This window comes from Bradyrhizobium sp. LeoA1Lang, assembly GCF_055413685.1.
Genome location: NZ_JBVAPG010000088.1, coordinates 1 through 23,491, shown reverse-complemented (window position 1 = coordinate 23,491; position 23,491 = coordinate 1). Strand labels below are relative to the sequence as shown.

Annotated in this window: 18 protein-coding genes and 3 pseudogenes; 9 read left to right on the top strand and 12 right to left on the bottom strand. The window is 58.9% G+C overall.

The annotated features are described in order from the left end of the window. Positions 1-738: 738 nt before the first annotated feature. Genes rfbF through ACZYOF_RS26355 form a run of 5 tightly spaced genes read left to right on the top strand, consistent with a single transcriptional unit; the run spans position 739 to position 5,210 of the window. Positions 739-1,506 (top strand): glucose-1-phosphate cytidylyltransferase, encoded by a 768-nt coding sequence (gene rfbF / locus ACZYOF_RS26375; RefSeq protein WP_463717605.1) that lies wholly within the window; start codon positions 739-741, stop codon positions 1,504-1,506. Between the two features lie 2 nt (positions 1,507-1,508). Next, entirely contained in the window at positions 1,509-2,591 is a 1,083-nt protein-coding gene (gene rfbG / locus ACZYOF_RS26370; protein ID WP_282527657.1) for a CDP-glucose 4,6-dehydratase, read from the top strand. Continuing rightward, positions 2,588-3,139, top strand: coding sequence for a dTDP-4-dehydrorhamnose 3,5-epimerase family protein (locus ACZYOF_RS26365; RefSeq protein ID WP_282527658.1), 552 nt, complete (start codon positions 2,588-2,590; stop codon positions 3,137-3,139). Before rfbG ends, ACZYOF_RS26365 begins: the two co-directional genes overlap by 4 nt. Further along, a complete protein-coding gene (locus tag ACZYOF_RS26360) occupies positions 3,136-4,362 on the top strand; it encodes a class I SAM-dependent methyltransferase (RefSeq protein WP_282527659.1) in 1,227 nt (408 codons plus the stop codon). Before ACZYOF_RS26365 ends, ACZYOF_RS26360 begins: the two co-directional genes overlap by 4 nt. Positions 4,363-4,370: 8 nt before the next feature. After that, positions 4,371-5,210, top strand: a complete 840-nt coding sequence (locus ACZYOF_RS26355; RefSeq protein ID WP_463717604.1) for an NAD-dependent epimerase/dehydratase family protein — start codon at positions 4,371-4,373, stop codon at positions 5,208-5,210. A 3-nt stretch (positions 5,211-5,213) separates the two neighbouring features. Here ACZYOF_RS26355 and ACZYOF_RS26350 read toward each other — a convergent pair whose 3' ends face one another. The 12 genes and pseudogenes from ACZYOF_RS26350 to ACZYOF_RS26295 form a co-directional block, all read right to left on the bottom strand. Continuing rightward, the gene (locus ACZYOF_RS26350; RefSeq protein ID WP_282527661.1) at positions 5,214-5,948 is read right to left on the bottom strand and encodes an SDR family NAD(P)-dependent oxidoreductase; all 735 of its coding nucleotides are present in this window, start codon (positions 5,946-5,948) and stop codon (positions 5,214-5,216) included. Next, entirely contained in the window at positions 5,945-7,300 is a 1,356-nt protein-coding gene (locus ACZYOF_RS26345; RefSeq protein ID WP_463717614.1) for an FAD-binding oxidoreductase, read from the bottom strand. Before ACZYOF_RS26345 ends, ACZYOF_RS26350 begins: the two co-directional genes overlap by 4 nt. A gap of 11 nt (positions 7,301-7,311) precedes the next feature. Then, positions 7,312-8,319: a glycosyltransferase family 2 protein gene (locus ACZYOF_RS26340; protein ID WP_463717603.1), complete on the bottom strand. Its 1,008-nt coding sequence runs from the start codon at positions 8,317-8,319 to the stop codon at positions 7,312-7,314. 272 nt (positions 8,320-8,591) lie between these two features. Next, positions 8,592-14,162, bottom strand: coding sequence for a rhamnosyltransferase WsaF family glycosyltransferase (locus ACZYOF_RS26335; RefSeq protein ID WP_463717602.1), 5,571 nt, complete (start codon positions 14,160-14,162; stop codon positions 8,592-8,594). Further along, a complete protein-coding gene (locus ACZYOF_RS26330; protein ID WP_463717601.1) occupies positions 14,155-15,522 on the bottom strand; it encodes an ABC transporter ATP-binding protein in 1,368 nt (455 codons plus the stop codon). The genes ACZYOF_RS26335 and ACZYOF_RS26330 overlap by 8 nt, the downstream gene beginning before the upstream one ends. Continuing rightward, a complete protein-coding gene (locus ACZYOF_RS26325; RefSeq protein WP_130579469.1) occupies positions 15,512-16,330 on the bottom strand; it encodes an ABC transporter permease in 819 nt (272 codons plus the stop codon). The genes ACZYOF_RS26330 and ACZYOF_RS26325 overlap by 11 nt, the downstream gene beginning before the upstream one ends. 561 nt (positions 16,331-16,891) lie before the next feature. Then, the gene (locus tag ACZYOF_RS26320) at positions 16,892-18,019 is read right to left on the bottom strand and encodes a hypothetical protein (protein ID WP_463717600.1); all 1,128 of its coding nucleotides are present in this window, start codon (positions 18,017-18,019) and stop codon (positions 16,892-16,894) included. Beyond that, entirely contained in the window at positions 17,982-18,851 is an 870-nt protein-coding gene (gene rfbA / locus ACZYOF_RS26315; RefSeq protein ID WP_130579470.1) for a glucose-1-phosphate thymidylyltransferase RfbA, read from the bottom strand. Before rfbA ends, ACZYOF_RS26320 begins: the two co-directional genes overlap by 38 nt. Positions 18,852-18,864: 13 nt before the next feature. Then, positions 18,865-19,272, bottom strand: a pseudogene (locus ACZYOF_RS26310) (sugar nucleotide-binding protein). A 95-nt stretch (positions 19,273-19,367) separates the two neighbouring features. Then, a complete protein-coding gene (gene rfbB, locus ACZYOF_RS26305; RefSeq protein ID WP_463717599.1) occupies positions 19,368-20,414 on the bottom strand; it encodes a dTDP-glucose 4,6-dehydratase in 1,047 nt (348 codons plus the stop codon). Then, complete coding sequence (rfbC, locus tag ACZYOF_RS26300) at positions 20,415-21,005, bottom strand: dTDP-4-dehydrorhamnose 3,5-epimerase (protein ID WP_463717598.1); 591 nt, start codon at positions 21,003-21,005, stop codon at positions 20,415-20,417. A gap of 300 nt (positions 21,006-21,305) precedes the next feature. After that, positions 21,306-21,740, bottom strand: a pseudogene (locus ACZYOF_RS26295) (integrase core domain-containing protein); the annotation flags it as partial. A gap of 118 nt (positions 21,741-21,858) precedes the next feature. Here ACZYOF_RS26295 and ACZYOF_RS26290 point away from each other — a divergent pair. The 4 genes and pseudogenes from ACZYOF_RS26290 to ACZYOF_RS26275 form a co-directional block, all read left to right on the top strand. Further along, positions 21,859-22,283, top strand: a pseudogene (locus tag ACZYOF_RS26290) (DDE-type integrase/transposase/recombinase); the annotation flags it as partial. A gap of 84 nt (positions 22,284-22,367) precedes the next feature. Next, on the top strand, positions 22,368-22,820 hold the full coding sequence (gene tnpA, locus ACZYOF_RS26285; protein ID WP_130231960.1) for an IS66-like element accessory protein TnpA: 453 nt from the start codon (positions 22,368-22,370) through the stop codon (positions 22,818-22,820). Next, positions 22,817-23,167, top strand: a complete 351-nt coding sequence (tnpB, locus tag ACZYOF_RS26280; RefSeq protein ID WP_130231958.1) for an IS66 family insertion sequence element accessory protein TnpB — start codon at positions 22,817-22,819, stop codon at positions 23,165-23,167. Before tnpA ends, tnpB begins: the two co-directional genes overlap by 4 nt. A gap of 53 nt (positions 23,168-23,220) precedes the next feature. Beyond that, on the top strand, positions 23,221-23,491 hold a 271-nt coding region (locus ACZYOF_RS26275), incomplete at its 3' end, for a transposase domain-containing protein (RefSeq protein WP_463717597.1).

Genomic DNA, 23,491 nt, shown 5'->3' with positions numbered 1-23,491 from the left:
CATATCAATCGGAATGACCGCCAAATCTCCCTGAGTAGTGGTGTCTGACCAACTCGCCCGCTCCCATGGGACGACCTTGACATGGTCAAAGATGCGGCGCGCTATATCGAGCGTTCTCGCCCGGCCAAGCCAGGGAGTTGCACGCTTACCCGTCATTGCCTCCAAAACCCCTTCTTATGCACGCACGCTCGAGGCGGTCGGCAGCAGCCAACTCGCATGCCGCGACACCGCGCAGTGGATAGGGGCGTTGGATCAATTGATTGGCAGCGAGGAAGCTCCTGCCCGAGCTGACACACTAGGCCGCCAGTATGTTGAGCGCGTGTTAACGAAAGCAGCTCAACTCCAGGCTTGGGATGACGTGCTCACCTCGATCGGGATCGATATATCACACGCCATGCGGCCAGAATCTTGAAGGATCAAAATCGATTCCCTGCGCGAGCCCAGTGCCGATCGGCTGGCCCGACAGCGCGGAGCTAGTCCCCTTGGGGAGGCAACAGGGCCGCGCGGCCTAACCGCAATCACGACGAGCAATCCGAAATTGCATCTTTACGGCCGATTGGATACTCAATCGGTTTGGGGTTAGGGGCGAGAGATTTTCTCCAGATAACAATAGCTTAAGAACGTCGAAGCATTGAGGGCGCACAGCAGGTATTGTAAACTGGTCGACGCGGATATTTTCAGCGCAAAAGATCGGCTGAACGTCTATACAAGGCTAGCTGAACGGGGACAGGACGGCGGATGAAAGTTGTTATTTTGGCGGGCGGCCTGGGAACTCGCATCAGCGAGGAATCTCATCTGAAGCCCAAACCCATGATCGAAATCGGCGGCAAGCCGATTCTCTGGCACATCATGAAAATGTATTCGCACTACGGCATCAACGAATTCATCGTGTGCCTCGGCTATAAGGGCTACGTGATCAAGGAGTATTTTTCGAACTATTTTCTGCACACGTCGGACGTGACGTTCGACATGCGCGACAACAAGATGGAGATCCACGAGAAGTTTGCCGAACCGTGGAAGGTCACGCTAGTCGACACCGGCGAAGCGACGATGACTGGCGGACGGCTGAGGCGTGTCGCGCCGTATCTCCGCGACGAGACGTTCTGTTTCACCTATGGTGACGGCGTATCGGATATCGATATCGATGCGCTGATCAAGGTGCATAAGAAGACAGGACGGCAAGCAACCGTCACGGCGATCCAGCCACCCGGACGATACGGCGCGCTTCGCATCGACGACGGCAGGGTCGAACAGTTCCAGGAAAAACCCGCCGGCGACGGCGCCTGGATCAATGGCGGCTTCTTCGTGCTCGAACCGTCCGTGATCGACTACATCGAGGGCGACGCTACGGTCTGGGAGCAGGCGCCTCTGCAGACGCTTGCGGCAAAGGGGCAACTCACCTCCTACCAACATGATGGTTTCTGGCACGCGATGGACACGTTGCGCGACAAGAACCAGCTTGAGGATATGTGGGCCAAGGGCCGCGCGCCCTGGAAAAGCTGGTAGAGATGTTTTCTGACATCTATAGCGGCCTGCACGTCCTCGTGACGGGTCACAGCGGCTTCAAGGGAAGCTGGCTGACGCTCTGGCTGGAGACGCTGGGCGCGCGAGTTACCGGCATTTCGCTGCCGCCGGAAACCAGCCCAAACCACTGGGACATCCTGCGCCTCGACATCAATTCGAACTTCATCGATATCCGCGACCAGGAGGCGCTGGAGGGCGCCATTCTGAAGACACGGCCCGATATGGTCTTCCACATGGCGGCGCAGCCGCTGGTGCGCCGGTCCTATTGCAGCCCGGTTGAGACCTGGGCTACCAACGTGATGGGTACGGCCCACGTGCTCGAGGCCTGCCGCAAGCTGTCCGGGCTCAAAGCGGTGGTCGTGGTGACCACGGACAAGTGCTACGAGAACAAGGAGTGGGTTTGGGGCTATCGCGAAATCGATCCGCTGGGCGGTCACGATCCCTACAGCGCCTCGAAAGCCGGTACAGAGTTGGTGGCAGCGAGCTTCCGACGGTCCTTCTTCCACACAGCGGGCAGCCCGTTGCTGGCAACGGCGCGTGCAGGCAACGTGATCGGCGGCGGTGACTGGTCGGAAGACAGGCTGATTCCTGACGTAGTACGGTCGATCGGCGCCGGCCAATCGGTCGAGATACGCTCGCCCAACGCCACGCGGCCCTGGCAGCACGTGCTGGAATGCCTGTCCGGCTATCTTCTGCTTGGCGAGCGTCTGCTCAAGGGTGATCAGTCGTGCCTCGGGGCCTGGAATTTCGGACCGGACCGCGACGGCAATCGAACGGTCAAGAATGTTCTCGAGCAGATGCAAGACGCCTGGCCGGCCGTTGACTGGCACCGCACAGATCAGGAGCAGCCGCATGAAGCCAGACTGCTGCAGCTTGATACCAGCAAGGCGCAGAGCGAACTGGGTTGGCGGCCGGTCTGGAACTTCCAGGAGGGTGTCGCGGCAACTGCCGAGTGGTATCGGGCTTGGCTCGAGCGCAATGAAGCGCTGAGCCGGATCCAGCTCGAGCGCTATATTGCTGCGGCCAGCGCGCGCGGCCTTGTCTGGACGAGGGGCCGCGGGGCATGAAACTGGTCCAAACCGATATCGCCGGGGTCTGGATCGCCGAGACCAGCGTACTTTCGGATCACCGCGGTTCGTTCCAGCGTCTGTTCTGCGCCAATGAGGAAAGCTCCATCATCGGCACGCGCAAGATCGTCCAGATCAACCAGTCGATCACCCGCGCTGTCGGTGCGGTCCGTGGCCTGCACTATCAGAAGCCGCCAATGGCGGAGATGAAGATCGTGCGCTGCTTGCGAGGTCGGGTGTTCGATGTCGCGGTCGACCTTCGCAAGGACTCGCCCACCTTCCTGAAATGGACGGCAATCGAACTTGCTCCGGACAACCGTTGCTCCTTCGTGATCCCCGAAGGATGCGCGCATGGCTTCCAGGTGCTGGAGGAAAACTCCGAACTATTGTATCTGCACACGGCATTCTATTCGTCGCCGGACGAGGGTGCCATTCGATTTGATGATCTGATGGTCGGGGTCGCCTGGCCCCTGCCGCCAAGAGACTTGTCCGCACGTGACTCCTCACATCCCTATCTTGATGCTGGCTTTAAGGGCATAGAGCTATGAAGTGCCGTCACTGTCACGCGCAACTGCAACACGTGTTCCTCGACCTCGGGCACGCGCCACCCTCGAACGCCTATCTGTCGGAAGCGCAGCTCCGCGCGCCGGAGACGACCTTCCCGCTGAAAATCCTCGTCTGCGACACGTGCTGGCTGGTGCAGACCGAGGATTATACCGCAGCGGACGAGTTGTTCTCCAGCGACTACGCCTACTTCTCCTCGACCTCGCAGGGATGGCTGAGACACGCCAAGGCCTATTGCGACAAGATCACTGAAGCGTTGCACCTCACGCGCGACAGCTTCGTCATCGAGGTGGCCTCCAACGACGGATATCTGCTGAAGAACTTCGTTGCGGCGGGCATCCCCTGCCTCGGCATCGAACCGACCGCAAGCACCGCGGATGCCGCCGAGAAGATCGGCGTGCCGGTGCTTCGCGCGTTTTTTGGCGCGGCCACGGCGACAAAGCTCGCTCAAGGCGGACGGCAGGCCGACCTGATCTGCGGCAACAATGTCTACGCCCACGTACCTGATATCAACGATTTCACTGCGGGCCTGCGGATCGCGCTCAAGCCGGGCGGCACGATCAATCTTGAGTTTCCGCATCTCAAGAACATGATCGCCTGCAACCAGTTCGACACGGCCTATCACGAGCACTTCTCGTATCTGTCGCTCACGGCGGTCGCCCGCATCTTCGAAAAGGCCGGCCTGCGCGTGTTCGATCTCGAAGAGCTGCCGACCCATGGCGGTTCTTTGAGGATCTATGGGTGCCATCAAGACGATCCGCGGCAGACGACGGCGGCCATGACCGCCATGCTGGCTGAGGAGAAGCACTTCGGATTGCAAGACCTCCGCCTGTACCAAGCGTTCCAGCAAAAGGCCGACAAGGTCAAGAACGACTTCCTCGGCTTCCTGATCGAGCAGAAGCGCGCCAGCAAGTCGGTCGCCGCCTATGGCGCCGCCGCGAAGGGCAATACGCTGATGAACTATGCCGGGCTAAAGCACGACCTCATTAGCTTCATCTGCGATGCGGCACCCTCCAAACAGAACAAGTTCATGCCCGGCAGCCACATTCCCATCCTGCCTCCGGACGAGCTTGCCAGGCGCAAGCCCGATTGGGTTGTAATCCTGCCCTGGAACATCTCCTCCGAAGTCCTGCAGCAACATGAGCAGATCAAGTCATGGGGCGGCAGGTTCGTGGTGGCAGTTCCGGAGCTGAAAGTTCTGCCATGAAGGTCGTGGTGACCGGCGCGACCGGCTTCGTCGGCCGGCATGTCGTTGCCTGTTTCCTGCGCGAAGGGCATACCGTTGTCGCCGTGGCCCGCGATGCCCAACGCGCCGCGACGATGCCCTGGCGTAAGCAGGTGAAATTCGTCTCCTGTGACCTTGCGGCCGATTTCCAGCTCGTCGTTGAGCATTCTGGAGAGGCCGATGTGCTGGTCCATCTGGCGTGGCCCGGCCTACCGAATTATCGTGATTTCTTTCACATCGGCCGTAATCTGCCGGCCGATCTCGCTTTTTTGGAAGCCGCCGTCGCGGCGGGAACACGCCAGTTGATGGTGGCCGGCACCTGCCTCGAATACGGCATGCAGCATGGACCCTTGACCGAGGAGATGGAGACTAGGCCCCATACGCCCTACGGCTTCGCCAAGGATGCGCTGCGCAAGAGCCTGGAGATGTTGCAGAAGCAGCGGCCGTTCACGCTGCAGTGGCTAAGGCTGTTCTACATGTATGGCGAGGGACAGAATCCGAACAGTCTCCTAGCCCAGCTTGATCGCGCGATCGAGCGCGGCGATGCCGTCTTCAACATGTCTGCCGGCGATCAGCTGCGGGATTACCTGCCGGTCGAAGAAGTCGCCGCCGACTTCGTCCGGGCAGCGACTAACCCAGAGCGCTGCAGCGGTGCGATCAACTGCTGCAGTGGGCGCCCAATCTCGGTTTTCGATCTGGTGCGGCAGCGATGCGAGAGCCGCGCCAGCCCGATCCAACTCAATCGCGGCCACTATCCCTACCCCGACTACGAACCGATGGCTTTCTGGGGCGTCCCCGCCAAGCTCGCTCCTTTGCGCCAGGCGACTTGAGGGTTAAAAATCGAGCTTCTTGTAGATCCGCCACGGAAGCCAGGCGACCGCGAGCGCGATCAGCCACCAGAACCGTGGAAAAAAGCACGCGCCGAAATCGCGCCCTTCCGTCGCAGAGACATAGCGCGCGACCTGTTCCGGCGTCACCACAGGAAACAGGAGCCGCTGGCCAAACGACTGCTGCGTCTCGATATATCCAAGCCGATACAGCTGCACGATGACGCCGGCACCCGCAGTGAGATGACGCAAACTCTCGAAATAGCTTTCCAGTCCACGCTTCGCCGCCGAGTAGATCACATTGGCCTTGCGGCCGCGCACGGCAGCGATCGATCCGAAGCCGACGATGCGCGCTTTGGGTCGCCGCAGCAGGCCCGGCAAGAATCGCGCCGTGACGGCAGTCACGACAGTCAGGTTGCTGTTGAGAATGGCAAGGGAAGCGTCTGCATCCAGTTGCGCTCCATCGTCCCGCCGCGAGAATCCGATCGGAAAGTAGAGTTCATCGATATCGTCGATCTCAGTGGCCGCGGCGGAAATCCGCTCGGCAAAAGCGTCGGGATCGCGGGCGTCCGCGGCGACCGTGACGACAGTTGCGCCATAGACGAGGCGCAGATGCCGGGCCAAGGCATTGAGGTCTTCTGCGTCGCTTGCTGCGAGAAGAAGCCGCTTGCGGTTGGCCGCAAGCGCTTCCGATAGCGCCCGGCCGACGCCGGCTGAAGCTCCGACCACGAGGGCGGTCACAGCTTCAACCGTTCCGACAGATCCGAGCGGAACAACCGCTTCGAATCGAACGCGCGCAAGGCCTCACGAAACCGGTCCGCTTCGGGGTAACACACGTCGACGACCGCGCGCGGCAGCCGCGAGTCTTTGATGATGTTCGGGATTCCGCCAAGCTCGATCATCCGCTGGTCCAAGAACGCCATGAACATGTCGGCGTCGGCGCCGGCCGGCATGTTCAGCGCCAGCGAAATGCCGTCGCCCGTATAGCGCAGCAGCTCGCGTGAGCCAGCAAAAAACTTGGCGGAGGACAGCGTGATCGGCAGCGGCTTCTCACGAAGATAGCCGTGGATTGCATCCACATAGTTCGTGGCGGCAGCGTGGGGCAGTATCGCCTGATATTCCCGGAAGCCGGCGGCGCCGAAGAACTGGAAATAGGCTTGCGCCTTGTGGGTTGGAAACAGCGCGTCGGCCAGCGCCACGACTTCCCCGTTGCGCGCGAATCGCTGCTGCCAGCGATAGAAGAAGTTCAGCATCCGCGTCGAGAGCCGGTTCAAGAGAGACACCGGTAACCTCGCGCGACCATCCGCCGACAGGACCGGTGCCTCCGATAGGCCGGGCGTTGTGGCTGGCGCTCGGTCTTGCGACACGAAAGTTCCTTGAATCAGGAAACCCTCGCCAAAGCCGGCGCCGGCCGTGCTCATGTCGTGCCATGTGTACGAAAAATCTGCATTTCGGGCCGCCTCACGTAGGCAATTGAACCCCTGCTCCGCGCTCGAGAACGGCGCAGCGCGGATCTCCACCCATGGGATTGGCGCGGCACAGGCCCGCAGCCGGGCGCGAACGATGTGGCCGGTCAAGCCGTAACCGCCGCAGGTCAGCCTGAACAATTCACCGTCGCGCTGCGGGGACACCTGCAACGTTCCATGCGCCGGATGAACGAGCGTGACCTCTTCGACCTGGTTGATAAAGGTCCCGTCCCGGGTCTGGTTCTTGCCGTGAACGTCGGCTGCGATGCATCCGCCAACGGAAATGCGCCCATGACCCGGCTGGACCGGCAAATACAGGCCGCGCGCGGACAGAAAACGATGCAGGGCGTACAGCGTGATGCCAGTCTCCACCTCGACCACGCTGCGGCCAGTGTCGAAATCGAGTACCCGATCGAACCAGCGGTGCGAGACCGAAAGCCCGTCGGCGAGAAAACTCGCGCCCGCATAGGAAAGGCCCGCTCCTCGCGAAATTCGAGGGGTCTCGTCGATCACGCCGCGCCAGAAGCGATAGCGGTCCGGCTGCTGCAAATAGCCGCGCGCCCGCACGCCGCCGTCGAAGCTGACGAAATCATGGACCGCCTGCGGTACGCCGTCGCGCGATTGCATGGCGGCTTCGTTCAAGGCGTCACGACGGGCGGCTGCGCATGCGTATAGCGCCGGTTCATGACATAGTTCGGCCGTCCCAATCCGTTCTTGTAGGATCGCGCCACATAGAGTGCAGTGAACGACGCGGTCAAACCCAGAAAAGTACAGCCGCTCAGCACGTTGAGCAGCATCAACCATGGATTTCCGTTCAGAATCTGTATGACGCCGAGCACCCCCGTCAGCAAAAGCCACATCGGAAATACATAGATCGGTAGACGCAGCGGCAGCGTCGTCGACGAAAGAATTCCGGCGATCGCAAAGATCGTCATCCCCAACAGATTGTAGTTGGTCTCGCCCGCGATACGGCGCTCCCGCTTGTAGGGCAGACCGATGCGATTGAATCCGACCCGCGAGATCGAGGCACGAATGAAGGGGAAGGAGTTCTGTTCATTGACGATGGCGTCACGGACTTCCGAGGTCATCAAGGAAAATTCAGCCATGTAAAGAATGATATCGTCGTCTGCGAGCAGACGGACGACGTGATAGAATGCCTTGCGCATCATCTTAATCGGCCTCGCCTCCGCGCGGTCAACGCGCGCGCCATAAACGATATCGAAACCCTTCTCGTAATAGCTCACGAAATCGAGAAGCATTTCCGGCGGATCTTCGCAATCCACATCAATGAACGCGATGATGTCGCCCTCGGCGTTTCGCAGTCCGCATTCCAGCGAGCGTTGATAGCCAACATTCGAGCTGAGCGTGATCACATAGACAAAGTCGTATTGCGCGCGCAGCTTGCAGATCTCACTGTAGGTCCCATCTCTTGAAGCGTTGTTGAGAAATAGCAGTTCAACATGATAGTTCGCCAGCAGCTGCTGTATCACCGGCAGGGCGCGCGAAAAAAACAGCGGAACAGTTTTCTCCTCGTTATAGACGGGACAGATAATCGTAAGCCGGAGACGCTTCCTGCCCTGTGTCACTTGCCATACCCCATGGTTGATTCCAATCTCCGTGCCCGGCCGCGTCCCGCTCGCATCCAAGATGATAGTTAGCCAATGGCTGCGGATAACTTGTTCTTATAGCCGCAAAAAGTGCCTGGGCACGTCCGCTTCGATACCCTGAAATAAGGCAACTTGAGTTGAACCGCTTCTCAGTATTGCACTGCTCTCCCTTCAAACAAGCTGCTGACGTTAGCTTCGGTATTCATCATCCCCTATTCGCAGTTGGCTCTCCATTTGCGGCAGCGAAGTTGGCATTGCCTTTATGAACGGCATCGGTCGCATTTAACACCGGCACCTGTCTTTTGCCATATCTACACTCTGCAGCTAAGCGCCGTTCCATATCTCACCAGCGCGTGGCTTTCGCGCCGGACATTAGGCACTAAGCGAGTGACGGCTGCGTTCCCTTGAGCTGCGCGGCCCGTGCGCGCGCGGACGAGCGGCGAGAACGCCGTGGTCCACCCGTCCTTCGCTAAGAGGAGGCAAATGTCGCGGGCGAGATACGACGAATGCTCGCTCATTTCCAACGGCCAGAGACCAGCGCGTTTCAAGGCCGAAACCCTAAACAAAGCGAGCAAATCGCCCGTTGTCACCACGGTCTGCGGTTTCAATGCCAATGCGTAGGGGCCAGCCCAGCCTACCTTTCGACCCACCCACGGCGATTCCAGCACACCAGCCCGATTAAGCATGTAGCATCCGTCCGAGACAAAGTCGTCGGATCCGACTACAATGCCTCCAACGGCACCGATCGTGGGATGCAGTTCAAGCAGGCGGGCCACTTCCGTTGCAGCTTCTTGTGCCTGAATAGTTAACCCGTTAGCGGCGAACAGCACAACAGCATCGGAATCAACCTTCTCCATGCTGGTCGCGTCGCCCATCCAGATCAGTTGAGGCAGATAATCAGTCTTGCGCGCAATATACAGCTCACGCGCACCGCGATATTCCGGCCAGTCCGCAACGAAGAACTGGTCGGGCTTCGCCTGACGTGCGATCTGTCGCTCGAGGACATACTTCACTGACCCTATCGAGCGGTCGTCTCCTTTCGGCTTGTGGGTTGTCGAATCGGCATGTTGCCGCCAATGATAAAGCACTTCGGGAACGTGCTCGATCCGGCCGTCCGCATTGGCGATCCGCATCACGCTGTCCCAATCGTGACACCATGTGGCGCCGGGATCAGTATAGAGCCTCAGCGACAGGGCGCGCTCACGGTTGATAGCACACAGGTGCCAAATATACGAACTGTCGAGGTTGAGTACGGGATCGAACGCAGCACGAAGATAGGGCGACACCGGCTTGCCTTCGACGAGCGCGTCTTCGTCGGAAAAAATCATGTCCGGCCGGTCCAATCGCTCGATCGAACTCGCCAAGATCTGAACGGCATCCACCGTGAGCAGGTCATCCGCATCTACCGGCACGATGTAGTCGCCCTGGGCTTTATCCAGTCCGCGACGCATGGCACCCATGATACCGAGCGACGCCGGCTCAACGACGATCGTTGCGCGCCAATGATCGGCGCCCTCGCGTACGATGTGAGCAAGCGCGTCCGGCGCAATCGGCCCGTGTGCGACAATGACCCACTCCAGCGGCTTTAAAGTTTGCGCCACAACTGACGCCGCCAACGCGTCGAGTAGGTCGATTCTCGTGCCTTCATAAACCGTCGTAATGAGCGAAACCGAGACCGTCTGAGCCGGGAGCTGGTAGCGCGACTGCCGCCGGGCAATATGCATGTCGAGCCAGTCGGAGTAGCCGAGAAGCCCGGCGTGGAGGCGCGCCAGATGCTGGAGATTGGCCTCGGGGTGGACTTCCCGGTAGGCGAGTTCCCGCTCAAGACCGAGCCTCGGGGAATAGACCCGCTGGTCGGGGATCATTGACCAGAAGCGCGACAACCAACGCGCAATCCCTTTGTGGGAAGCAACCGCGGTGTAGGTCCTGTCGACACGTGCGCGCATGAAGGGCGAATAGACCACTCTCCTGCCCCCTTCTGCCGCCATCGCGCCCAGCCAAGGGCCGAGCATTTCAATCGCGACATCTTCGCGCCGCAGTTCACCTAAGCACTGCTTCAGAAACGACGTCCTGACGACGCAATGCGCTGTCGAGACTGCCGAAGCCGTATGTGGCTTCCACATCCGCGCGCCGTAGCCAGGATCGGTCAGCGCGCGCCCCTGATCCGGACAATCGCAACCATCGCCGTAGCCAAAAACGCGGGGACCATCCACGACTGCGGAGCCGTCGTGCAGCATGCCGCCGACCATCACCGCATCAGCGAACAATTCGAGGAGCGCCATCGCGTCCCAGCGCCACTCGTCGTCGAGCGGCAAAACGCCGTTCCATTGCAGCTGGACGAGATCGCTGTCGATTCTCTCGATCGCATCGGCGATATCGGAAACGTTTCCGCGCCCCAGCACGATGGTCGCAGCGTCCGGCAGCGCGTCCGAGGCGTCATTCGCGCCAATCAGGACCGTCTGAATCGATTGCGCATCCAATCGCTTTCGCCGGAACCACCAGTCCACATTGTACTGGAACAGTGGGCTGTTCACGAGCTCGACATTTGTTGCGCCGGAGCGATCAAGAAATCTCTGCAGCGTCCGCCGGTGGGACTCGGTGATGTAGGACTTCGATTCGATGTTTCCAGACGTCGATGCGGTATGCATGCGCCAACTGTAAAGCACTTCCGGAACATGCGTCGGCTTTTTGCCGGCGAGCATGAAACGGATAAAGCTGTCCCAATCGTGGCAGCCTTCGGCAGAGCCGTCGCTGTATAAGCCAAGCTGAATCGCCAGTTCGCGATCGATGGCACAAAGATGCGCAATGTAACACGAGTGCGGGAACAGCACGGGATCCCAGTCCGGCTTGAAATACGCCGAATGAAACCGCCCCGAGTCCAGCTTGTCTTCGTCGGTAAAGAGCAGCGCAGGATAATTGTTATCCTCGATGAAGCGAGTGAGAACGTGGACGCAATCGGGCTCGATCAGATCGTCGGAATCCAGCGGCAGAATATAACGCCCAGACGCCCGTTCAAGACAGTACCGCATTCCGCCGATGATACCTAGATTGCTCTCGACGCGCTCGAGCCGCACGCCGGGATGGCGTGCGAGCCTTACAAGGGTGCCGCGGGTGCCCTCCTCTGTGGAGCCGTTGTCGAGGATCAGCCATTCGAAATGCATTCCCCCGTCCTGAAGAAAAACACTGTTGCCAAGCTCTTCGAGGAATCGAGGATCAGTGTTGTAGGCCGTGGTTACGAACGAAAGCAGGCCGGGCGTCTGATGGTACATTCCATCCCGTCGACGACGGGCGAGACTCGTCTTACGGTAGGCCTCGTAGTCGCTCTTCGCCACCGACGGCAGGCCCGGCGCCACCGATCGCGCGGTTTCCAGCGCTTGCTCGCGCATCCCTTCCAGGCGCGCAAGCAATTCCGTGACGATTCCGTTGAGGCTCTGATCCCAGTCTGTCGGCAATGCGATCGCGCCGGAGGAATCGTAACTCGGCAGCCCGCAATTGATCCGCCCTGCTGCGTTCTCGATAGCCTGCCCGACGCTTTCGGCATTCGGCTCCGCAACGATAATGTTCGGCGAGAACGCCCGCATGCGATCCGCCGTCTTTACCGAGAAGCTGTTGGTAACGACCAGCTTGCCCGACGCAGCCATTTCCAGCGGCGGATAGCTTGGATGCGGCGACAGCATCAGCGACAGCAACAGATCGGCCGTGCGCACACGCTTGGCGTAGTCGTCGAAGCTCATCCATGGCAGCGGATTGAGCATGACGCCTTCGCCGAGTGCAATCGGCGGAAGCTTTTCGCCCATCGACCAGACTTCCCAATTGTCCTTGTCGATCGCGCCGGAGGCAACGGCGCGACGCAGCGCAACGAGGCCGAGTTCGAACAGGTTGCGGCGTGCAATGCTGGGGCGGGCGTAGAACAGCAGCACCTTCTTTTTGGATTGAGAGGCGATGGGAAAATAGTGGGTGCGATCCAGGGCAGGATTGAACCATAGCGCATCGGCAACAAATGCCGGGTCTGCGAAGCGCCCCGCACCTTCCCGGACCAAATGGTCGAGCAAGAGTTGGGTATTGATCAGTGGGATATGGGGCAGGCCATAGGTTTCGAGCGCACGGGCCTGAAAGGTGGAGCCCTCGTGCAGAATTGGCTCGAAATCCTGAATCAGGTAAATGAATGCCTTATTAGCAGTATTGGCGACGGCGTACTTCGCAATTTGGGCGGTCCACCAGGCAGTCGCGAAAAATACATCGCGGATCCCGATCGAGATCGGCTTGGTGCGGTCGAATCCATCGACGATCTCGATGCGGTCCCGGGCGACCGGCCGGTTCAACAGTCGCTCCATGTAGGGGAATAGCGCGGCTTCTTCACCCTCCAGCGATGCATCGCAGGCGATCATCCGGATCCGTTCGCCGCGTTCCGCCAACATGGACGCGAGCAGCAGCGCGGTATTGGGACCGCCGGACATGCTTTTCAGGCGCAGACTCGGCAGCAGTACGTTGACGGAGGGACGATCGGCGAGGTCGTCCGCCACCTCGAGATTTAGCGGAGGGCTTAGGTGGTAGCCTGGCACTTGCGAACGGGCCTCGACATCAGAGGCGCGCGTCGGTTCGGACGCAGCGATCTCCAGGCTGCCTAGCGGAAGCGAACTCGAATGCAGGTCGAACGAACTGATCAGCCCACGATCACGAACATATTGACCGATGGCGCGACCCAGCTGGGTGTCCCTCATGTGCTGTCGATAAAAAGCAAATCCATGTCGCAAGACAAACCTGCGAAGACGATCGGCGATCTTCGGATTGCTCCTTGAAAAGGACCGCCAGGGCGACTTCACGCCTGCGCTGAGTATCCGACGAAGACTGCCGGTCCGCGCGTCGGACGCCAGACTTCGCATGCGAGTTGCCAAAAGCCGCGGGATCGCCATTATTCGCCAACTGGTTGATCTGCGGATTTCATCGAGCTCGCGACTTAGCTGTTCGTTTCGCTGCTTCAGGTCCAAGAGCTCGCGATTCAGATCCGAATTGATCCCGGCCGAAGTGGCAAGGTCGCGCACGATCTCGGGGAACATCTCGTCGGGCGGCGCAGATCGATTGGTCCAGATATTCTTGCTTTCGTCGAAGAGCGGATCCAATTTGTACGGAGTGCCGCTCCATTCCTGGTTGGCCGGAACCACCGGCTCCACGGTGCCGGAAATAACGCGCAGACCGAGGCCGTTGTTTGCGGCGGGCGATTTTCTCACCACGCACATCGAATTGATGAATTCGACCGAATGAACCAACGCCAGACTTTCTTCGGGTAGCTCGCAGCCGTATTTGCCAAAGATGCCGCGCAGAATTTCGCCGCGAGCCTTGGGCACCCCCCAATGCTCATGATTGATGACATCCGCAAGGCGCTTGAAAAACGTGATCGAGGAATAGGGATAGTAGAGCCCGCCTTCGAACTTATCCCAGTAACTGCAATGCAGATCCTCGGCGACGAAGATTCCACCCTCCGCAAGATGTGGAAAATACAGCGCGAAAGTCCTAATGATCTCGCTGGACAGATGGGACCCGTCATCGATCACGATGTCGAACTGTCCGGACCTCTGCAGTATCAGCTCCTGAGTCTGCGGATCATTCGCATCGCCGACAATGATGCCGATGCGAGGATCATCATACGTCAGGCGCTCGCAATTCGGATTGATGTCACAGCCGACGATCGCTTGCGCCTTCGGAAAGAATTGCGACCAGATGTCCAGCGAACCGCCGTTCTGGACACCAATCTCGAGCAGCCGGACCGGATGATCTCGCATCGACGCGAACAGGCGCTCATATTCATCGAGATAGAGCGTCCACTTGTCGGACATCTTTCCGGTGTGGTTGGCGTAGAGCTCGTGGAGCGTTCGTTTAATCATTCGTAACCTTCAACTCTACCCGCTCGAACGGAATGCCGACGAGCCCGTAACGAATCTTGCTTGAAGCCACGTTGACGATTAGCGCGTCATGCATCCAATGATGCTGAATGTTTTCGTAGCAGTCGCCGTCCGCGACTGATGCCATGACGGCGTACTGCCCGTTGGGAAGCATTGGCAGACGGAACTCGAACACACCCTCGAACGTCGCTCCGGGCTTGACGCGAATCGGCGTTCTATCGGTGAACGGAAGGGTATTCTCTCCGAACAGATCCTGTCCCAACCGATCCCGGATCAGAAATCCCAGGATCGGCTTCTCCAGTGGACCATGCGCCTTGGCGCGGACTGTCATGCGAACGCGCTCGCCGCCTTCATATATCCCCTGCTGACCAGCCGACAATTTTGTTAAAGAAACGGATTGAATTTCAGCCTGTCCGGTCTTCCAGCCGGTCGCGACGGCGGTATTATCGCGCACCTTGGCCACGGCCCCGTAATCCACAGCCAACGCCGTGTGCGGATCCTCCGGCGATGTTTCAGACGCTGGCCCGCCAACCGTTTGGTCCGACGCGACCGAAATCAACTTGGCCTCTTCGCCGTAAACTTCCTGGAGCGTGAACTGAAGGTAAGTTTCAGAGACCTCTTTGGACGTGCCGGTCATCCGGACCTGACCTTGGGACAGCCAGATCGCGGATTCGCACAGATTCTGCACGGCGCCGGTATCATGGCTGACAAACAACAAGGTGCTGTGTTTTTGAAACTCTCGGATGAAGCGCATGCATTTTTGAGTGAACACCGCATCCCCGACTGCGAGCGCTTCGTCGACCACAAGAATGTCGGCGTCGACATGTGCAATCACGGCAAACGCCAGCCGGACATACATTCCGCTCGAGTAGGTCTTCACCGGCTGCTCGATGAATTCGCCGATGTCAGCAAATGCGGCTATCCGCTCAAAACGCTTGTCGATCTGCGGCCGCGTCAACCCATAGAGCGTTGCAGCCATATAGACATTCTCGCGACCGGTGAATTCCGGATTGAAGCCCGCTCCGAGCTCGAGCAGCGCAGCCACACGACCGTTTATCTTGATCGTACCGCCGCTCGGATTTAGAGTTCCGCAGATCATCTGCAATAGGGTCGATTTTCCGCTGCCGTTGCGCCCGACGATACCGACCGTTTCGCCCTTCTTGATCTCAAACGAAACGTCTCTCAGCGCCCAGAACTCACGAAAATACTGCTGCGGCGCCTTGCCAATCAGCGCCTGCAACCGCGGGAATAAGGACTGCTTCAAACGGTCGTGCGGCTTGTTGTAGATCTGGTAGCACTTACTGAGGTTTTCTACCTTAATCGCGGTTTCGTCAAAGGACATCGGCGAATCCCCGGCGCGTCTTTTGAAACCAGACAAAACCACACCACGCGACGAACGCCCCGCCCAGAAGATAGATCAGAAACATGGACAAGTCCGGCACCTTTCCCCAGAACAACACATCCCGCGTCTGCTCGATCGCGGGCGTGATCGGATTGAGGAACAACAGGCTGCGATATTTCTCCGGAAACGCACTCACTGGATAGAAGATCGGCGACAGGAACATCAGGACCGTGGTGATCATGCCCATGAATTGCGCGACATCGCGCAAATAGACACCGAGCGAAGCCAGAAACCAACTCACCCCCAGGATAAGAAGCAGTAGCGGCAGCAAAACCACCGGGATCAGCACGACCGTGAGATGCGGCACTCCAAACAAGAACAGATACGCAATAAACCACACGCACAGGCTCACCGCGCCATGAAAGATCGCCGAACCGAGCGCAACACAAGGAAGTATCTCCAGCGGAAAAACCACCTTCTTGACGTAGTTTACGTTGCTCAGGATCAGGCTGGGCGCGCGGTTCAGGCATTCCGAGAAAAGCGTGAATACGATCAGTCCGGGAAACAGCACCATCGCAAACTCAGTCTTCGAGTCGCTCCCGACATTCCAGCGCATCTTGAAGACGGCGCTGAAGACGAAGGTGTAGATGACGAGCATCAGAATCGGATTGAAAAACGACCAGAAAAGCCCAAGCACCGACCCGCGATAGCGCCCGACAACTTCCCGTTGCACCAAAGCGCGCATCAGGTCACGGTTGCGCCACAGGCGTGCCAATATTTTCACAGGAGAAATCGAAAAAACCTGCATCAGGCAACCGCTGCAACTGCAAATCGCACGACCGACGATTCGTTACTGAGCGACGCCTGGTAGTGGACGATCCGCGTCACCGCAACATCAAGATCGCACCCAATGATGCCGCGCACGGGCGCCGACGCGGTTAGGCGTTGCCCTGAATACCCGGACGGGTCAGGCGGCGTATCGCCACGGTGAACATTCTCGGGAACGTGCATTTGCTTCTCACTGGGAACTTTGGAATCGGCTCAGACATAGGCGAAAAACGGCTGTAGCGCAGCGCGCCCTCGTTCGCCCTCCGTTCGCCCCCTTCGGCGGCCTATTTACCAACCAATGCAGTGCAGCACAATCTAACCCCAGTCTACCGCGGGCAATTCTGCCCCCGAAACAGCTCCGCAATAGGGGTTAATGGTCCGACGGCGAATAAACGTCGCGGACAGTCAAACCGACGAATAAGGTTCCGGGGAGCGGGTTGCGGCAGAACATGCTCCATATAGCGTTCCCACCCTCCCAATCGGGTTCAAGCCGTGGGCATCGCTAACGGAGCGCGGGCGGCCGTCTCAACGGTCCGCAAGCCTACCTGGATTCATCGCCCCAGGTCATCGTCGCGAAGGCGCGCTGCTCGGCGGCGTTCATATCGTCAAACGCTCGGGTCTGGTTGTCCCTGACGAGTAGGTTATGCTGGCTGCCAAGGCGAAACGTGCCGCTTTTGGCCCATCTGTCCATCTCGTAAATGCATCCATCGCCACCCACCACGACAACCTTCAGACCGCGTTGGAGCATGCGTTGAGTCAGGGAGTCCGGGCCGCTCTCGAACAGATATGAGTCGTTCTTGGTGTCGATCGAACCTGGCAGCGCATCGAGAAAAATCTGCCGCTCGATCATAAATGCATTCGACCTGATGTGTGGATTGGGAAACGCCGGAATCTCATTCAGGCGTGCCAACCTGCCACCAGGAGCAATTTCGGCCGCCCAGTACGCTTCGAACTGGTCGTCAAGCGCGTGGTCGCGATCCGGATTGGTCGTGCGCGCCGCGAAATAGGAAACCACCCTGACGACCAGCTTGATGGCAAGCCGCTTCGGCAAGCGCGTCCTGATCACCTGGAACAACCAGTTGAAGCTGGCAAGCTTGGGAAACCCCCGATTCTGAAGCTGCCATACTCCCTTTCGGACGCGCTTCATGGTGCTAAGGGGGCTCTCGTAGGAACCGGTGGCACCGGCGATTCCAACCGTAGGATCAGCGAACGCCGAATGAAGTTTACGAAGCCAGTTATCCGATGCGATTTCGGAGAACGTGTTGAAAAAGACCACGTGCTTGTGCGGCAATTGCCTCGCCGCCTTCGCATAGGCGTTGATGTCGAAGCCGTCATCTGACACGGAGACGGCGTGCGAGAATGCGCGTTGCAGGATTTTGTCTTGCGCGACTTTTCCGTCCGGAAATCCTTTCCGTATGACCACACGGTCATGCGCGATCCCGGGCGGATGCCGCTCCCAGGATTCAACGAAATTCGCGACTGGCTTTACGCCTTCCGCGTAGCGCGCCAGATAAACGACCGCCAGATCGCTGGAAAATGCGGAAGGGGATCCTGGCATGTCGTTGTCCTTGGCTGCTGGATCTCCGGGATCATGGTAGACTACGTTGTTGCTATGATCGGCGAGCCTACGTTTACGTTTTCTTTGCAAGGTCGCTAACGTAGCGTGCATAGGCGCTCTTTCCCAGCGCGGCGCCCAAACGTTCCAACTGATCGCGATCAATATAACCCTGGCTAAAGGCCACCTCTTCCGGACAGGCAATCCGAAAACCCTGCCGTCGCTCAAGCGTGCCGACAAAATTGGCAGCTTCCAAAAGGCTATCTGACGTTCCAGTGTCCAGCCAGGCAAAGCCGCGTCCCATTCGTTCGACTGCCAGCTCCCCCCGGGCGAGGTACGCGCGGTTCACGTCGGTGATTTCCAGTTCCCCGCGCGGCGACGGCCTGATATTGGCAGCAATATCGACGACGCGGTTGTCGTAGAAATAGAGTCCAGTCACTGCGAAGTTCGACTTAGGCTGCAGTGGCTTTTCCTCGATCGAAGTGGCGTTTCCCTGTGCGTCAAATGCGACCACGCCATAGCGCTCGGGGTCGGTGACATGATAGGCGAAAACCGTCGCGCCTGTGGTTCGCGACACGGCATTGGCGAGCAGCGCCGGCAAACCATGCCCAAAGAAAATATTGTCACCGAGGATAAGCGACGAGGGACCGCCTTGCACAAATTGTGCGCCGATGATGAACGCTTGCGCCAAACCTTCGGGGCGAGGCTGAACGGCGTATGACAGAGACAGTCCCCAACGATTGCCGTCTCCCAGCAGAGCCTGAAACAGCGGCAAATCGTGCGGCGTCGAAATGATCAGGATCTCCCGGATGCCGGCAAGCATCAACGTGGTCAGCGGATAGTAGATCATCGGCTTGTCGTAAACCGGCAATAATTGCTTGGAAGTGACCAATGTCATCGGATAGAGGCGGGTCCCACTACCACCGGCAAGGATAATGCCTTTCATATGCGGCCCCAATTCAACGCGGACTAAGTCGATCCAAGCGATTCGCCAACGAACTTTTCATCGGCTGGATACGTATATCAAAAACGGCTTCCAGCCTCGCCCTCGACAGCCGCGAATTCGCCAGCCTCCTGACTGGCGCGGGATAGTCGGAACTGGTGATCGGGTCAACCGGAACAGAGCGCCCGCCGCGCTCGGCGCTAGGCCGAATAATCTCGCACGCAAATGCATACCAAGTCAGCGTATACCGTCCGGCAAAGCGCTAACCCCTGCAAAATCTGAAAGCCGGCCTGAGTTCACAAGCTGGCTGTGCCATATCGACGATAGCACTCGCGATATCGGGCGCATAGGTCGGACATCCGATCTGATCATCGACCACGCGGGACCGATCGCGTTCACCTGCTAAGCGAAGCATGGTACGCACGAAGTTGCTGCCAAAAGGACAGCCTAGCCGCTTCACGTAGAGACCTTGCCACCTGGCCCTGGGCGGCCCCAATTACGTACACCCGCATTATTGCCTTACGCCTTTACGAGACCAAGACGCTCACCGCTATAAACCTTGTCACGCAAGGGCTTCCACCAGTCGGCGTTATCGAGATACCAACGGACGGTTTTTTCAATACCGGTCTCAAAGGTCTCCCGTGCGCGCCATCCCAATTCGCTTTCCAGTTTGCTTGCATCGATCGCGTAACGCCGATCGTGGGCCGGTCGATCAGTGACAAAGGATACGAGGTCGTGGTGCGAATGATTGATCGGCCGGAAATTATCCATCCAAGAACAAATCTGACGAACCACATCGATGTTCTTCCGCTCGTTGCGGCCGCCGATATTGTAGGTTTCGCCAGGACGGCCCTTGACGAGGATTAGCCCGAGCGCGCGCGCATGGTCTTCCACGTGAAGCCAATCGCGCACGTTGGAGCCATCACCGTAGACTGGTAAGGGCATGCGATCGAGGGCGTTGAGAATGATGAGAGGAATCAGCTTCTCCGGGAAGTGATACGGGCCGTAGTTGTTCGAGCAATTCGATACGATAACTGGCAAGCCATAGGTCCGCTGCCACGCCTTTGCGAGATGATCGGAGGCGGCCTTCGTGGCTGAATAGGGAGAACTCGGATCGTACGGTGTCGTTTCGGTAAACAATCCGTCGTCGCCAAGAGAGCCATAGACCTCATCGGTCGAGACATGGATAAAACGGAAATCAGCTGCCTTGCGCGACGATGCGAGATAGCGGCGCGCGGCCTCGAGAAGCGTAAATGTGCCCATGACATTTGTTGTCACAAACACGTCCGATCCGGAAATCGAACGATCAACGTGGCTCTCGGCAGCCAGATGAACCACGGCATCGGGTTGATATTTGGCAAAGATCGCATCGATCGCGGCGACGTCGCAAATGTCGTGCCTTTCAAAAACATACCCATCACGAGATGCAACCGGCGCGAGCGATGCAAGATTTCCAGCGTAGGTCAGTTTATCGACGATAACAACTTCATGTTCCAGATCTGCGATGAAATGACGGCTAACAGCCGATCCAATGAAGCCAGCCCCACCCGTCACGAGTACGCGCATTTATAGATTTCCTACTGACCAAAGTGAAGGGCTGGAGGCGCATCTTGCGAGGCCCGGATGCTTTCGATCCTTGTCTGACAGAGTGATGTCAGCGTGTGCGAGCCGCCAATCTATGCCCAGCGCCGGATCATCCCACGCAAGGCCACTGTCGCACTCCGGCGTGTAATAGTCCGTGACCTTATAGATAACTTCGCAATTTTCCTCGAGCGTGACGTAACCATGGGCAAAGCCCGGCGGGACCCATAATTGGCGCCAGTTTTCTGCAGATAGTTCAACCCCGACATGGCACCCATAGGTCAGCGAACCGACCCTGATATCAACGCCGACGTCGTAGATCGCCCCGCGCTCGCACCTTATAAGTTTACCCTGGGCATGTGGAGCCAACTGAAAATGTAACCCCCGCAGCACTCCTTTCTGCGCGGAGTAAACATGGTTATCCTGAACGAACGCTACTTCCAGCCCGTGAGCCGCAAAGCTATCCGCGCGAAAGGTTTCGGAGAAGAATCCACGCTGATCGCCATGTTTCTTCGGTGACACCAGCAACAACTCGGGGATCTTCAATCGCTCAAATTGCATAAGGCGTGCCGCCATTTTAGAATATGTAATCGGCCGCCTTTACAACCTTACTCAGGACCCGAGGTCAATCCGATATTTTATGCTCGTTACATCCAGGGACGTGTTCGATAGCAAGGGCGCCAGCCAGCTGTTGTCGACCTGACGGGCTTAAGATTTCTGCATCTCATTGATATCTAAGCTTTTATGCCTTTTGAGCTGAGCCCCGCCTTTCGTCCAGCTATGGCAAGAATCGTTGCTTCATTTTGAGCCCTGTTGGCTCGGTGGTGCAACGGGACGGGGGCCCCCGGTGTAGCGCAGCGTCCCGTCCGTCCCTTTGCATGGCGGGGTGCTGATCTTGGCGTGAGCCGCAGGCGTGAGATTGCCGAGGCCACTGTGTGGTCTGATCGTATTGTAGTCATCCTTCCAAAGCGAGAGGGCCTCGCGGGCATGACCAAGTGAGCTGAACAGCGTCTCGTGAGCAACTCGTCGCAGCTGTCCATTGAAGCTCTCCACGAAAGCGTTCTGCTGCGGCTTGCCAGGCGCGATGTGGTGCCACTCGACGTGCCAGTCCTGTGATCAGCGCAGGATCACCATGCCGGTCAGCTCGCTGCCGTTGGCGGTGACAATCAGAGTGGGTCGGCCGCGAACTGTGATGACGGTATCGAGTTCGCGCACAACCCGCAGAGCAGGCAGCGAGGTATCGGCGACCAACGCCAGACACTCTCGCGCGAAGTCGTCGACGATTGCCAGGATGAGGAAGCGACGGCCGTCATTATCGCATAGGGTAGGAAGTCCACGCTCCAACGTTGATTAGCAACCTGCGGGATCGCCACCGGGGACCGTGTTCCAGCGCCCGTTTGCACCTGCGGGGAAGCGGAAAGCTGTCGTCCATCGGCGGCTGCATGTTCTGCTCAAGCGGGAGGGCTATCTGATCAACCACAAGAAGCTCTTCCGGCTCTGTCGGGAAGAGAAGCTGTCGGTGCGCCGCCGTAGCGATCGCGACCAGGGCGCCGATGCTGGTGCCGATGACGCCGAACGACCGCTGGTCGCTCGACTTTGCGTCGGATCTGCTTACCGACGGCCGCCGCTTCCGCATCCTGACCGTCGTCGATGATTGTACCCGCGAGTGCCTGGCGCTGGTGGCCGACACCTAGCTCTACGGCATCCGCGTGGCGCCGGAACTGGACCGACTGATGATCGAGCGCGGCAAGCCGAAGATGGTGGTCAGCGACGACGGCAGCGAACTCACCAGCAATGCCATCCTGACATGGGCCGATCACAGCCGCGTCGAATGGCATCTACATCGCGCCGGGCGTGAGCGTCATCCGGCGACCACGCACTGAGGGCTGATCTGGTCGGCTAGGAAGATCTCGTGGATTGTTTCGTCACGAGGTCACCATGTCAAAAGATAGTTGTAAGGATGGCGATAAGGATAGGCATGCGCGTATCCTTGAGGACGGCTCCGACACGCTGCAGCGCGTCGAGATCATCACGGGGACCGGCCGACGACGGCGCTGGTCGACCGATGCGAAAGCGGCGATTGTCGCGGAGAGTTTCGCGCCGGGTGCAAGCGCTTCCGGGGTGGCGCGGCGACACGACATCAGCCCGAGCCTGTTGTTTCTTTGGCGTCGTCAGGCAACGCGGGCGAAGCTCGCGGAGCGCAGGGATGGAGGCGTGCCATCAGGCTTTGTGCCGGTCGCGATCACGGGCTGCGGGGGCAAATTGCCGCCATGCGAGGAGCAGGGGGCGATTGAGATCGACGTCGGCGTGGTTCGCATCCGTGTCGTGGGAACGGTCGACCGGCGAGCACTCTGCGAGGTGCTTGCGGCAGTCAGGACGGTTGGCCGATGATCGGGCTCCGCGCTGGGTTATCGATCTGGATCGCGACGCAGCCGGTCGATTTCCGTCGCGGCATGGACTCGCTGGCGATGCTGGTGAGCGAGGCGTTTGGAGCCAATCCGTTCGACGGCGGGCTGTGGGTGTTTCGCTCCAAGCGCCGAGATCGCGTGAAGATCCTGACCTGGGACGGAAGCGGCCTTGTTCTTTACTACAAGAGAATCGAAGGGCAGTTCAGCTGGCCGCCGATCAAGGAAGGCGTCATGCCGCTATCTCATGCTCAGCTCTCGGTGCTGCTCGACGGCTCGGACTGGAAGCGTGTGCCGATGCGGGTTGTGGATCAACCAACACGAGCTGGTTGATCATCATCAAGAGTAGTTCTGCATTCATGCAGAGCTGTAGTAGAACGCGCTGCATGATTGATTTGCCTTTCGATCCAGCATTGCTCCAGAAAGCCGTGACGGCGCTGTCGTCACGGCTTGCCATGTTGTCGGCGGAATGCAGCACGCTGGCGGCTGAGCGTGATGCAGCGATCGCCCAGCGCGATGCTGCGATCCAGGAGAACGACAAGCTCCTGGTGATCCTGTCGCAGTACAAGCGCACGATCTTCGGTCCCCGGTCCGAGACACTGGATCCCGGACAGCTATCTCTCTTCACCATCACGGCGCAGGCGGCTGGTCCCGCCG